Raw genomic sequence first — 13,186 nt, 5'->3', positions numbered from 1 at the left:
GCCTCCCCCCTTGCAACTGCTTGGGCTCCTGCGAAGGGGGCGGGTTGCGGTCAGCGGGAGCCGTGGCCCAGGACGAGCGCGGCCAGCTGGGTGCGTGAACGCACCCCGGTCTTGCGGTAGACCCGCGTCAGGCTGCCCTCGACGGTCTTGACGCTCAGGTGCAACCGCTGGGCGATCTCGCGGTTGCTCGCGCCCTCGGCCACCAGACCGGCGACCTGCTGCTCGGTGGGCGTGAGCGTGGCCAGCGTGGCGTGCGGGTCCGCGGTGTCCGGTTCCTCCGGTTCGAGGGTGTGCAGCGCGGCGCCCTCCGGGAAGCGGGCCTGGACCCACGCCGTCCATGGCACCGCGTGCACCGGTCGCAGGACCTCACGGGCCCGGGCGGCGGCCTCACGGCTGCGACCACCCCGGCGGGCGCGGCGCTCGATGTGGGCGAGCGTGACGAGCGAGCGGGCCATCTCGATGGGCAGCCGGCGCTCCTGCGCGGCGGCGACCGAGCGCGCGGCCAGGGTGCGTGCGGTGTCCAGCTCGCCACGGGCCGCGGCGATCTCGGCAGCGGCCCGATCAGCGGCCACGGCCACCCCGGGCGCCCCCAGCCCGTCCTCGAGGGCGGACTGCACCTCGGCGAGCAGCTCGTCCGCCTCGTCCGTCGCGCCGGTGGCCACCAGGGCCATCACGGCGTCGGTGTGCCACCGGACCGAGGTCAGGTCCCTGATCCCGGCGTCGGCGTCGATGCGGCGCAGCTCCCGGTAGGCGGCGACGGCTCCCTCGGGGTCGTCGAGGTGCAGCAGCGCGAGGCCGAGATAGCCCAGATGGCGCCGCAGGTAGCGCTGGTCGTGCTCGCTGCGCGCGAGGTCGACGCCGCGGGCGCTGACGATCCTGGTCCGTTCGAAGGTGCCGCCGACGCTCTCCGCGATCGCCTCGATGAACCAGGTGGTCGACATCGGGGTGTCGAAGTGCGTGGCCGCCCGCGTGGCCCGGCCGGCGAGCTCGAGCGCCTCGCGACCGCGCCCCTGCCGCGCGACGACCTCGACGAGGGAGCGCAGGACGTGGACCGTGTCGAGCCCGGCGTCCGGGCCGACACCCGTGAGCATGTCGACGAAGGCCGCCCGGGCGCGGCGCAGGTCGTCGTCGTGGAGCGAGAAGCGCGCCGCGATGTAGCGCGCCGAGGTGTGCACCTGACCGGGCTTCGGGTCACCCGCGAGCGCTGCGGCCTGCTCGATGAGCCGGAGCGCGTCCGGGTCGCCCAGGGTGCGGCCGGCTGCCGCCCCCACCGTCAGGGCGTCGACCTCGATGTCGCGGCGACCCGCACGCCGGGCCAGCTCCACCGCGCGACCTGCGACGTCCAGGGCGGCCCTCAGGTCCTGGCTGCCCAGGAGGAGGCGGGCCCGCTGGAGGAGGACGCGCGCCTGCAGGGTCGGGTCGTCACGGGACTCGTAGAGGGCGGCCACGAGGACCTCGTCCGGGGCCGGGTCCCCGAGCTCGACGAGTGCGAGCTTGGCGCGCACGGAGAGGCTGGGCTCCGTCAGGTCCGCGACAGCCCGGGTGGCCCGGTGCAGCACGCGCGTCTCCTTGCCGATGACCGCGTTCTCGAGGCTGAGGGTGAGCCACTCGTCGCGCTCCGGGGTGCCGGCGTCAGCAGCGAGCAGGTACAGCTGGGCGGCGAGGTCGTGCGCGCCCTTGGCCGCGCAGCCGGTCGCGGCGGCGGCCAGGTCGGCTGGAGTCGTCGCGGTGTCGCCGGCGAGGGCGAGGTGGTAGCGGGTCAGGCCCTCGCTGTCCGCGTGCGCGGCGAGCTCGCGGTGCAGGGCGATCAGCTCGTCGCTGTCGACGGACTCCAGGAGGACGTCGCCGAGGACCTCGGGGGTGAGCCGTAGGTACTCGTCCTCGGTGACGACCAGGCCGAGCGCCCGAGCAGCGCGGATGCTCGCGACGGCGGTGTCGCCACCGATGCGCTGGAGGATCGCCGTCGTCGGTTGGTGCATGGCCGCGACCCGCTGGAGGGTCTCGCGCACGGGCTCGGTGAGTGCGTGCACCCGGGTGCGCGCGAGGTTGCCCAGCTCGCGGGCGGCCCGGTCGGGAGCGAGCCCGTCGACGGCTGCGGCGATGTCGCGGGCCAGCCCGGGATTGCCCCCGGACTCCCGGTGCGCCCACAGTGCGGTGTCGGTCGGGACACCCTCGGCAGCGAGCAGCTCGACGGTGTCGGCCGCGGCGAAGGGCTGCAGATCCACGTGCAGCAGGGACAGCTCACGCGCGGCGATGCTGCGCGGGTGGCCGGTCGCGGGATCGATCTCAGCCGGGCCGACGGCAGCGAGGACCCCGAAGGCGCCGGGGCCGAGGGAGCGGGAGGCCGCCGTCCGCAGCGCGGCGAGGCTCACGCCGTCGATGTGCTGGGCGTCGTCGATGACCAGGACGAAGGGGGCGGCCGCTGCCTGGGCGGTGAGCAGCTCGGTGAGGGCATCCCCGAGGCGTTCCTGGGGATCGTGGTCCGGCAGCGACCGGGGGTCGAGCAGGAGCGAGCGCATCCCGTCGGGAAGCTCGTCGAGGGTCGCCTGCGGGAACCCGGCGGCGATCACCGAGACGCCGTGGCCGGGCACGCCCCGACGCTGCAGCCGCACGCTGATGGCGTGCTGGACACCGGCGGCGACCGCCGCGAGGAAGGTGCTGCGTCCCATGCCTCGCGGGCCGTGGACGGCCACCGCCTGGCCGTCCAGGACGCGAGCCGTCACCGACGCGACGAGGCGGGCACGGCCGACCGGGTCATTGGGGCCCACCGGAAGATGCCGCAATGCCAGGTTCAATGCACCCTCCTGCTCGATGTCGTGTCCCAAACGTAACCCGACACCAGGAAAGCGGGAGGCCCGGACCCCTTCGCCCTGCACCCCGGAGGGGGCACGACGTCGGGAGACGCGGTCAGCGCGGCGAGATCACGTCCGTGCCGAGGAAGGGACGCAGTGCCTCCGGCACGCGCACCGATCCGTCGGCCTGCTGGTGGTTCTCCAGCAGGGCGACGATCGGCCGGGTGCTCGTGATCGCGGTGCCGTTGAGCGTGGCGAGCGTCCGCGTCCCCGACCCCTGCGGGTCGCGCTCGCGGATGTCCAGCCGGCGCGCCTGGAAGGTCGTGCAGTTGCTCGTCGAGGTCAGCTCGCGGTACTTCTCCTGGGTCGGCACCCATGCCTCGCAGTCGTACTTGCGGCTCGCGGGCCCGCCGAGGTCCCCGGCAGCGACGTCGATGACGCGGTAGGGCAGCTCGAGGGCGTCGAGGACCCGGCGCTCGATGCGCAGCAGGTTCTCGTGCTCGGCCACCGCGTCCTCGGGACGGCAGAAGACGAACATCTCGGTCTTCTGGAACTGGTGGACGCGGAAGATGCCGCGGGTGTCCTTGCCGTAGCTGCCGGCCTCGCGGCGGTAGCAGGTCGACGTCGCGGTGTAGCGCAGCGGGCCGTCGGTGAGGTCGAGGATCTCGTCGGCGTGGAACCCGGCGAGGGCCACCTCGGATGTTCCGGTGAGATAGAGGTCGTCCGCGGGCAGCTGGTAGACCTCGTCGTCGTGCGCGTCGAGGAATCCGGCGCCGGCCATCGTCTCCGTGCGCACGAGGTTGGGCACGACGAGCGGCGTGAAGCCCTCCTCGCCCGCGATCTGCTGGGCCAGGCCCATCAGCGCCCACTCCAGGCGCGCGCCGATCCCCCTGAGGTAGTAGAAGCGGCTACCGCTGACCTTGGCCCCGCGCTCCATGTCGATGGCGCCGAGCAGCTCGCCGAGCTCGAGGTGGTCCTTGGGCTCGAAACCCTCCGCCGCGAAGTCGCGAGCGGTCCCGACCTCCTCGACGAGGTCGAAGTCGTCCTCGCCCCCCGCGGGCACGCCCGGCTGGATGACGTTGCCGATGGAGCGAAGGGAGGTGTCCAGCTCCCCCTTCGCCGCCTCGGCTGCTGCCTCGAGCTCCTTGACGCGGGCCGACATGGCCGCGCCCTTCTCGCGCAGCGCGGTCGCCTCCGTCTCGAGGGCGGGGAGGTCGGCGCTGCCCGGGTCGCTCTTGCGCAGTGCGTTCAACCGACCCATGACGGGGCCCAGCTCCTTGCTCGCGGCCTTCTGCTCCGCGCGGGCGGACTCGAACGCCCCGATCGCCGTGCGGCGTCGCTCGTCGGCGGCGAGCACCGCGTCGACGAGGGCTGCGTCCTCACCGCGGGCACGCTGGCTCGCTCGGACGATCTCGGGCTGGTCGCGCAGGAACTTGAGGTCGATCACGCCTCGCAGGATATCCGTGATGGCGCCGGGACCGCGTTCGCCGTGGCCACCTCGCCCTCCCGACCCCGCAGGCACGCCTGCGGTAGCGTCACCGCCGTGTCTGATTGGACCCTGCTGGCCCTCGTCGTGGCCCTCTGTCTCCTCCTCATCGGCGTCGCCGTCGCCCTCGTGCTCATGGGCCCGGGGGTGCGTCGCCGGCGCGGCGCACCGGCGCGCCCGGAGCGCAGCACGTTCCGGCGCAAGGAGGAGAAGCGGGAACCCCGGCGGGCGGGGATCATCATCAACCCGACGAAGTTCGACGACCTCGCCGCCGTCCGGCAGGAGCTGACCGCCGCCAGCCGGGACCTCGGCTGGATGGAGCCGCTCTTCATCGAGACCACGATCGACGACCCGGGCACCGGGCAGGCCCGACAGGCCATCGAGGAGGGCGTCGACGTCGTCTGCCCCCTCGGCGGTGACGGCACGATCCGCGCCGTGGCCGTTGCCCTGGCGGGTACCCGGACCCCGATGGGGCTGCTGCCCCGCGGCACCGGCAACCTGCTGGCCCGCAACCTCGACATCCCCTTCGGCACCGACGTCACGGAGGCGCTCAAGGTCGCCTACGGCGGGCGCAACAAGCCGATCGACGTCGGCTGGCTCGAGCTGGACCCGGTCGAGGAGCCGTCGACCTCGGACAAGGGCCAGGCGCAGGACCCGGTCGAGGGTCCACCGGTGGTGCGCCACCCCTTCCTCGTCATGGCGGGGATGGGCCTGGACGCCGAGATCATGGGCGGCACCAGCGAGGAGCTGAAGAGCCGGGTCGGCTGGAGCGCCTACTTCGTCACCGGTGGTCGCAAACTCTTCGTCAAGCGGTTCCGCGTCCGGTGGAGCATCGAGGGCCGGAAGCAGCCGGAGGTACATGCCCGCACGATCCTCTTCGGCAACTGCGGCACGCTGCAGGGCGGCCTGCAGCTCCTGCCCGACGCGGTGTACGACGACGGTCGTCTCGACGCGGTCGTCGTGGCTCCCAAGACCATCATCGGCTGGGGCTCGGTCGCCGTGCGCGTCATCGGCCGTTCGCGCAGGGACGCAGCGGAGCTGATCCGTACCTCGGGCACGACCTACACCGTCGACGTCGACGAGCCGCGCTCGGTCCAGGTCGACGGCGATGTCATCGGCGGGGCCAGCCGCATGCGTCTGACTGTCGACCGGCAGGCGGTCATCGTCCGGGTTGCCGGCACGGGCTGAGCGGTCCGGGCGGACCAGCCTCAGGTTCCGTGCCCGAACGGGACTCTCGGCGACCGACACCCCGAGGGATCGGGCGGAAGTGCTCCGGAAGTCCTCTTCGGGCACGGGGCGGTCAGGAGCAGATGCGCCGGACCGCCTCGGTGACCAGCTCGTCCGGCGGGTGGCGCACGTCCAGCTCGAACCCGCCCTCGTCCGCACCGAGCGGCTCGAGCGTGTCGAACTGCGACTGCAGGAGGGACTCGGGCATGAAGTGCCCGCGACGCCCCTCCATGCGATCGGCGATGACTCCGAAGGGCCCGTGGGCGTGCACGAAGACCACCCGGTGCGGGCCGTCGAGGGCGGCCACGTCGCGCTGGAGCATGGTGCGGTAGGACCGCTTGAGGGCAGAGCAGGCGATGACGGTGTCCTCCCCCTTCGCCGCCTGCCGTGCCATCCAGGTGGCCAAGCCGCGCAGCCAGGGCGCTCGGTCCTCGTCGTCCAGCGGGATCCCGGCCGTCATCTTGTCGATGTTGGACTGCGGGTGGAACTGGTCGGCCTCGGCGAAGGTCCAACCCAGCCGCTGGGCGATCCCTTCGGCGACGGTCGACTTGCCGCTGCCGGAGACGCCCATGACGACGACGTGAAGGGTCATCTCAGAACGCCGGACTGAGCAGGAGGGCACGCACGATGCCGATGGTACCGACGAAGGTCTCCGGGGAGGTCGTGCTCCTGCGGCTGCAGCAGTGAGGCTGCCGCGTCATCGAGCAGGACGGTGACGTGTGGGTGCTGCTGCAGTGCGGTCACCGGGCACGCGTCGCTGACAGGTCCCTCGACGAGCGCGCGCACCGCCTGTGCTTTGTGCTCGCCGGTGGCGATGAGCAGGAGGTGGCGGGCCTCGAGGATCGTGCCCACGCCCTGGGTCAGGCAGCGTTGCGGCACCGCGTCGACGTCGTCGCCGAAGAACCGCGCGTTGTCCAGGCGGGTCTGCTCGGTCAGCATCATCTCCCGGGTGCGGGAGGCGAAAGGGGACCCCGGCTCGTTGAAGGCGATGTGCCCGTTGCCGCCGACGCCGAGCAACTGCACATCGACACCTCCGCGGGCGGCGATCAGCTCCTCGTACGCCGCGCACCCTGCAACCGGGTCGGCGGTGGTGCAGTCGGGACCGTGGACGTGCGCCGGGTCGATGTCGACCAGTCGGACGAAGTCGCGCTCGATGACCGCGCGATAGGCCTCGGGGTGGCCGGACGGGAGATCGAGGTACTCGTCCAGGAGGAAGGCGTGGCACTCACGCAGGCTGAGCCGGCCGGCTGCGACCCTCTCTCCCAGCTCCCGGTAGATGCGAAGGGGGCTGGAACCCGTCGCCAGGCCCAGCACCGTCGCCGGCTTGTCCGCGACGTGCTGGGCGATGATGTCGGCGCCGCGGGCCGCGATCTGCTCAGGGTCGCGCGAGACGGTGATCTCCATCCGGTGGACCCTAGCGCTGCACCGATCAGCTCAGCAGGCCGGCTCGCTCGATGATGACCGCCAACTGGGCGCGGGAACCGACACCGAGCTTGGTCTCGGCGCTGCGCAGATGCGTCTTGACCGTCGACTCCGAGAGGTACAGCTCGTCGGCGGCCGTCCCCGTCGTCGCCCCGTCGGCGAGCCGGACGCAGATCTCGCGCTCGCGCTCGGTCAGCGTGGCGACCAGTCGGGCTGCCTGCTCGCGACGCCCACCCGTGTGGTCGTCGCGCACGCGGGTGACCACGTGCTGCGCCGACTGCGGGGAGAAGGGGGCGTGCCCGGCGGCGGCATCCCGGACCGCTCGGATGATCTCGTCCGGGCCGGCCGTCTTGAGCAGGAACCCGTTGGCGCCGGCCTGCACGGCCCTCATCGGCAGGTCGTCCATGTCGAAGGTGGTCAGCAGGACGACCTTCGGGGACGGATCGAGCCGCCGGATCTCCCGGGTGGTGCCGATGCCGTCGAGCTCGCCCATCCGGTAGTCCAGGAGCACGACGTCGGGTCGGTGGGCGTGTATCGCCGGCACGGCCTCCTCCCCGGAGCCGATGTCGGCGACGACGAGCAGGTCCGGCGCCGCCTCGAGCATGTAGCGCAGCCCGGACCGCAGCAGCGGGTCGTCGTCGACGAGAAGCACTCGGATGGGGGTGTCGGTCATGGTGTGGTCCCGTCGGTCGCGGTGGTGAGCAACCAGGGCAGCCGCACGGCCGTGCGCAGCACGCCGTCATCGTCCACGTGCACGTGCACCTCGCCACCTGCCCGGGCAACCCGTTCGTCCAGGCCGGTGAGGCCGTTGCCCTTGACCAGCGGACCCGGATCGAGGCGGTGGTTGGCCGCCTCGATCGTCACGCCGAGGTCGGGGCGGGCCTGCACCACGAGTCTGACGCCGGACCCGGGCGCGTGGCGACGGGCATTGGTCAGCAGCTCCTGGACGACGCGGTAGGCGGTCCGCCCGACTGCCGGGTCCAGCGTCGTGACTGCGTCGATCATCACGGTGGCCACGAGGTGCATGCCGTGGGCGACCGTCTCGTCGACGAGCGCAGGGACCGCGTCGAGTCCGGGGACGGCCTCGGCCAGGTCCGGGTCGTCGGGGCGACGCAGCACCTCCAACAGCGAGCGCAGGTCAGCGGAGGTCTGGGCGGCGGACTCGCGCACGAGGGCGGCCGACCCGGCCAGCCGCTCGTCCCGGTCGCGGGTCTGCGCCTCGAGCGCGCCGGCGTGGATGGACAGCAGTGACAGGCGGTGTCCGATGACGTCGTGGACCTCGCGGGCGATGCGCTCACGCTCCGCCTGGCGGGCGACCTCGTCGGAGAGCTCAGCGGCGACCGCCCGATGGCCCTCCTCCGACGCCTGGCTCTGCGACAGGGCCCGGCGCAGCCCCCCGACCCCGGCGAAGAGCGTGACGACGACGACGGTGATGAGGACGGGCACCCACCACTCGAAGGCACCCATCGTCTCGCCCTGCTCGCTGGAGAACCAGGTCCACCAGAAGGATCCGTCCGACGAGACACCCCGCGTGTCGCGCCAGGTGGCAGCGAAGGTCGCCGCGGTGACGAGCACGGTGCTGGCCGCAACCGTCCGCCATCCGCAGCGGATCCACACGTGCATCAGCGCGACGAGGGCCACGAGCGGGTCGAGCGGGGTCACGAGCGTCGCGACCGAGGCGACGCCGGCGATCTGCCAGGGCCACCGGCGACGCCACCACAGCAGCACGATCAGGGCGATCCCCAGGAGCCACAGCAACAGCCACCAACCCGAGCTGAGGTCGTCGGGCGGCCGGCCGGCGACCCGCTCTGAGCGGACCTCTCCCGAGGCCACAGCCAAGGTCGTGCTGCTGATGCAGGCGAAGGTCCACAGGACCGAGCGCCACCACGTGGCCCGGCCCCACCCCTTCGCCCTCTCCATCAGCTCCATGAGCCGCATCGTAGGGGCGCTCGGGGACAACCGGACTCCTCCCTTCGGTCACCGGGATCGAACCGTTCGGTCGAGGCGCCCCTCCCCCACCCTGGGGTTGTATCCGGGGTGACAACGAATGACGACACAGGAGCCAGACCATGAGCCAGCAGCCCCCGCAGTGGCAGCCCACCAACCCGCCCGTACCGCAGGCCCGGCAGAGCTGGTTCGCCCGGCACAAGGTCCTGTCCGTCGTCCTGGGGATCGTCCTCGTGGTCGTCCTGATCTGCTGTGGCGCAGGCGTGCTCAGTGTGGGTGGCGACGATTCGTCCACCAGCGCGGGCACCGAGTCCTCGCAGACGTCCGAGGCGACGCAGGAGAGCGACGACGCCACCGACGAGACGACGGCCGAAGAGTCGAAGGAGGCTGCCCCCGAGACGCAGGAGACAGCCGAAGAGTCGAAGGACGCTGCCCCGGAGGAGCCGGAGCTGAGCACCGAGCAGCAGAACGCGATCCGCGCGGCGGAGGACTACCTGGAGTTCATGCCCTTCTCGAAGCAGGGTCTGATCGACCAGCTCTCCTCCCCCGCCGGCGACGGCTACCCCCGGGACGTGGCCCGGTTCGCCGTGGAGCACATCGAGTCGGACGTCGACTGGGACGAGCAGGCCGTCAAGGCCGCGGAGAGCTACCTGGACCTGATGGCCTTCTCCCGCTCCGGGCTGATCGACCAGCTGACCTCGGACGCCGGTGACGGATACACGCAGGAGCAGGCTGAGCACGCGGCCGATCAGGTCGGCCTGTAGAGACCTCCGGGGGGAGGAGCGAAGGGGGTGGCCGTGGCCACCCCCTTCGTGCTGCTGCGGGGGGTCAAACCTCGCTAGTGTCCACGTGCTCATGGTCCTCGTCTGCATCAACGGCGAACCACCGGTCCTCGTCGGGGACCCTGCCGTCCGGGTAGGTCAGTGCCAGCTCGGCCAACGTGGGCCGGGACGGGTTGGCGACCTCGTCCGGGAGCATGCCGGTGATCGCGTCGAAGATCCGCTCCATGTCACGTGGGACGGATCGGTACTTCAGGTCCACCGGCTCGCCGAAGGTCACCGTCACCTCGGGCCGGTCGAGCAGGTTCAGCACGCGCGGCACCCGCGAGGAGCGCGGCCAGACCTTCTCGGTCCCGGTGATGGCGAAGGGGATGACCGGCACCCTGCTCAGGTGGGCCAGACGTGCCGCGCCGGGGAAGCCGGCCATGCCCGGTTCGAAGAAGTGGATGCCGCGCGGGATCGTGCCCTCGGGCATCATCGCGACCATCTCGCCGCCCGCGAGGGAGCGCACGGCCGCGGCGAAGGCATCGGGGCCGTCCGGGTCCTCCTGGCGCCGATCGACGCTGATCCCGCCTCCGGCGCGGAAGACGCTGCCGAGCCCCGGGACGTCGAAGAGCTCCTTCTTGCCCAGGAAGCGTGCCGTACGGCCGGTGCGACCCATCGCGACGAGCATCGCGGCGACGTCGAAGTACGAGCGGTGGTTGCCCACGATGATCGCCGGTCCGTCGCCGGGCACGTTCTCTGCGCCCCGGACGGTGAACTTCGCGTACGGGAAGACCTCCGGCCGCGCGAGCATCGTGATCAGCCGCTGCAGCTCCACGCCCCAGACCGGCACCTTGAAGACACCGGGTGAGGCGTCGAAGTGCAGCACCGGCCACCGGGCCACCGTCGCCACGGCCTGCAGACGCGGGTCGGGGTTGACTGCGCCGGGGTGGCCGACGGCCTTCAGCAACGGGGCGTCGTAGATCGAGTCCGAGTAGGCGAAGGACTCCTCGAGGTCGATGCCCTCCTCGTCCGCCCACTCCTGCACCGCGGCGACCTTGCCCAGCGACCACACGAAGTGGCCGTCGTTGCGGCCGGTGAAGTGGCCCGCGTCGTCCACCTCGTAGCGGGTGGCGATGACGTAGTCGATGCCGAGCCGTTCGGCGAAGGGCAGGATCAGGTGCTCCGGCGTCGTCGTCGCGAGCACGACCGGGCGGCCGGCCTCGTGGTGCTCGTCGATGAGCATCCGGGCGAACGGCCCGACCATCGGCTCGAGCACGTCGGCGGCCAGCTCGGCGGCCTCGTCGAAGGCATCGGCCGGCCGGCCCCTGGCCACGAGCACCGCCTGGCGGGCGAGCGCGATCGAGCCCAGCGACTCACCCAGCAGGTTGAAGTAGCCGAAGAGCAGCGACTCCCCGGGCACCCGCGCGGACACGACACCGGTCTCCCGCATGGCCGCGGACAGGGCCGGACCCGAGGCCTTCGGCAGGAGGGTGCGGTCGAGGTCGAAGAACGCGGCGCCAGTCATGCAGCGAGATTACCGAGCGGAAGACTGCCGGGTGAACCGCGATGGACATACCGTGGATCACATGAGCAACGACGCCAAGCAGATCCTGACCAGCCAGCAGGTCCACGACCAGGCCCCCGTCGGGTGGCGCGACGTGGGCGGGATGCTCCGCACGCGCCTGACCACCGGCGGTTTTGCGGAGTCCCTGCGCCTCGTCGAGGAGATCGCCTCCGCCGCCGACGAGGCCAACCACCACCCGGACATCGACCTGCGCTACGGCTGGGTCGGTCTGGCGATGGTCAGCCACGACGTGGGGGGCATCACCTCGCGGGACATCGAGCTGGCGGGCGTGATCTCCCGCATCGCCGAGGAGCGCGAGGCCACGCACGCCCCGGAGGTCGTCACCTCGATGACCGTCGGCATCAACACCGCCGACCCGGATGCGATTCGTGACTTCTGGGCCACCCTGACCGGGCACACCCCGGCGCCCCACGACAGCACCTCCCTGCCGAGCCCCGACGGCCAGTTGCCCGAGATCTGGTTCCAGGTGAGCGATGACCCCGGTGAGCGCGGCCGCACGCATCTCGACGTCCACGTCCCGCACGACCTCGCGCAGGAGCGGGTGGACGCGGTACTCGCCGCCGGCGGAGTGCTCGTCACCGACGAGTTCGCCCCGGCCTGGTGGGCGCTGGCCGACGCCGACGGCAACCGGGCCTGCGTGTGCACCTCGCAACCGCACAGCTGACCCGCCCGCTCGCAACTGCCTAGGCTTGTGCAGTACTCCTTGCGCACCTGCTGGGGCAGGTGCGATGACGAAGGGGTGCTCCCCCCTTCGTCATCTCCCGGCGGGGCGCCCCCGCACCAGGGCCAGCGGCAGCGTCGCCAACGACAGCACCGCCGCGACGAGCAGCGCCTGGGTGAAGGAGGCGCCTGCGGCGATCGCCCCGACGAGGACCGAGCCGAGCCCGGTGCCGGCGTCGAAGCCGATGTTCCACACCGCGCTGGCCGTGCCGTAGTCCCGCCGTGAGACGGAGGCGAAGGCGAGCAGCAGGGTGAGGTTCTGCAGCGCCCCGTAGGAGATGCCGACGCACAGGACGCCGAGGAGCAGCAGGACGGCGGCGAGCGCGCCGTCCTGGGTCAGTGACACCGCGACGAGCACGAGGCCGATGGTCGTGATGAGCACGAGCGGCCACAGGAAGGGTCGGGTGCCGTAGATGTCGGCGAGCGCGCCCATCTTCCACCGGGTCAGGGCGGCGGCGCCGGTGAGGACGAGCAGCGCCATCGTGGCCAGCCAAGCGGCGCCCGCGAGCTCGCTGGAGAAGGTGATCAGGGCACCGCCGGCGAGGGTCACCCCGAGCAGCAGCAGCATCGCGCGCACGAGGGATCGGTAGACCTGCACCCGCGAGTGCGTCACGGGCGAGTCGTCGGGCTCGACGACGAGCGCCCGGCCTGCCAACCAGGCCGGGACGGCGCCGATGAGCGGCAGGGCGCCGGCGGCGAAGACCAGCCAGAAGCCCAGTTCCTGCGCCACCCACGGGCCGAGCGGCATGAAGACCACCTGCGGCACCGCGATGGCCAACCCGAAGATGCCGACCGCCTGCCCACGCCGACGGGGGTCGAAGAGGTTGGCCACGGCAGCGCTGCCGGTGACGGTGAGGATCCCGAAGCCGAGCCCGCGCACTGCGGCGAGGACGAGGACCCACGTCAGGTCGTCGGAGACCAGGTGCGCCAGCGCCGGCAGGCCCAGCAGCAGCTGCCCCGCGGCCATGACCGGCCCCCACCCGAACCGACGCACCGCCACCGGGACGAAGGGCTGGGTGAGCACCGTGAAGAGCATGAGGACGCCGTTGACGGCCCCGACACCCGCGGAGTCGGCGCCACCGTGTGCCGCCCACAGCGGCGCGACCGGCATGAGTGCCGAGAAGCCGCTGAACCCCGCCGCCGTCGCCGCCAGCAGCACCGGCATGCCGGGCAGACGCCAGACGGGCGTGGTGGAGGCGGATGTCATGTCCGCATTGTCGCGGACGCGGCCTCTCGTCCCGGC

The 13,186-nt window shown here is 72.2% G+C and carries 11 protein-coding genes; 3 read left to right on the top strand and 8 right to left on the bottom strand.

What is annotated here, in order from left to right; genetic code table 11:
- Positions 1–50: 50 nt before the first annotated feature.
- Together V1351_RS00800 and serS are read right to left on the bottom strand one after the other, a co-directional pair.
- Positions 51–2,768 carry a helix-turn-helix transcriptional regulator gene (locus V1351_RS00800; protein WP_338749791.1) on the bottom strand — a complete coding sequence of 906 codons (2,718 nt, stop codon included), beginning with the start codon at positions 2,766–2,768 and terminating at the stop codon, positions 51–53.
- 139 nt (positions 2,769–2,907) lie between these two features.
- Positions 2,908–4,239, bottom strand: coding sequence for a serine--tRNA ligase (gene serS / locus V1351_RS00795; RefSeq protein WP_338749789.1), 1,332 nt, complete (start codon positions 4,237–4,239; stop codon positions 2,908–2,910).
- Positions 4,240–4,335: 96 nt separating this feature from the next.
- Here serS and V1351_RS00790 point away from each other — a divergent pair, with 96 nt between their 5' ends.
- Entirely contained in the window at positions 4,336–5,466 is a 1,131-nt protein-coding gene (locus V1351_RS00790; protein ID WP_338749787.1) for a diacylglycerol/lipid kinase family protein, read from the top strand.
- Between the two features lie 112 nt (positions 5,467–5,578).
- On the opposite strand, the gene V1351_RS00785 is transcribed toward V1351_RS00790, so the two are convergent.
- From V1351_RS00785 to V1351_RS00770, 4 genes are read right to left on the bottom strand one after another with little or no spacing between them, the layout of a single operon-like run.
- The gene (locus V1351_RS00785) at positions 5,579–6,097 is read right to left on the bottom strand and encodes a gluconokinase (protein WP_338749785.1); all 519 of its coding nucleotides are present in this window, start codon (positions 6,095–6,097) and stop codon (positions 5,579–5,581) included.
- Entirely contained in the window at positions 6,094–6,909 is an 816-nt protein-coding gene (gene nagB / locus V1351_RS00780) for a glucosamine-6-phosphate deaminase (RefSeq protein ID WP_338749783.1), read from the bottom strand. Before nagB ends, V1351_RS00785 begins: the two co-directional genes overlap by 4 nt.
- Positions 6,910–6,934: 25 nt before the next feature.
- Complete coding sequence (locus tag V1351_RS00775) at positions 6,935–7,600, bottom strand: response regulator transcription factor (protein ID WP_338749781.1); 666 nt, start codon at positions 7,598–7,600, stop codon at positions 6,935–6,937.
- On the bottom strand, positions 7,597–8,856 hold the full coding sequence (locus tag V1351_RS00770) for a sensor histidine kinase (protein WP_338749779.1): 1,260 nt from the start codon (positions 8,854–8,856) through the stop codon (positions 7,597–7,599). Before V1351_RS00770 ends, V1351_RS00775 begins: the two co-directional genes overlap by 4 nt.
- A 140-nt stretch (positions 8,857–8,996) precedes the next feature.
- Here V1351_RS00770 and V1351_RS00765 point away from each other — a divergent pair, with 140 nt between their 5' ends.
- Positions 8,997–9,638 (top strand): Ltp family lipoprotein, encoded by a 642-nt coding sequence (locus tag V1351_RS00765; RefSeq protein WP_338749777.1) that lies wholly within the window; start codon positions 8,997–8,999, stop codon positions 9,636–9,638.
- A gap of 64 nt (positions 9,639–9,702) precedes the next feature.
- On the opposite strand, the gene V1351_RS00760 is transcribed toward V1351_RS00765, so the two are convergent.
- On the bottom strand, positions 9,703–11,163 hold the full coding sequence (locus V1351_RS00760; protein ID WP_338749775.1) for an HAD-IB family hydrolase: 1,461 nt from the start codon (positions 11,161–11,163) through the stop codon (positions 9,703–9,705).
- A gap of 61 nt (positions 11,164–11,224) precedes the next feature.
- Between V1351_RS00760 and V1351_RS00755 the strand changes: the two genes are divergently transcribed.
- Positions 11,225–11,887, top strand: a complete 663-nt coding sequence (locus V1351_RS00755; protein ID WP_338749773.1) for a VOC family protein — start codon at positions 11,225–11,227, stop codon at positions 11,885–11,887.
- A gap of 90 nt (positions 11,888–11,977) precedes the next feature.
- Here V1351_RS00755 and V1351_RS00750 read toward each other — a convergent pair whose 3' ends face one another.
- Positions 11,978–13,150 (bottom strand): MFS transporter, encoded by a 1,173-nt coding sequence (locus V1351_RS00750; RefSeq protein WP_338749771.1) that lies wholly within the window; start codon positions 13,148–13,150, stop codon positions 11,978–11,980.
- Positions 13,151–13,186: the final 36 nt, after the last annotated feature.

This window comes from Janibacter sp. A1S7 (assembly GCF_037198315.1).
GTDB classification, from domain to species: domain Bacteria; phylum Actinomycetota; class Actinomycetes; order Actinomycetales; family Dermatophilaceae; genus Janibacter; species Janibacter alittae.
Note: the sequence above shows the minus strand (reverse complement) of the source record. Positions and strands in the feature narration are given on the sequence as shown.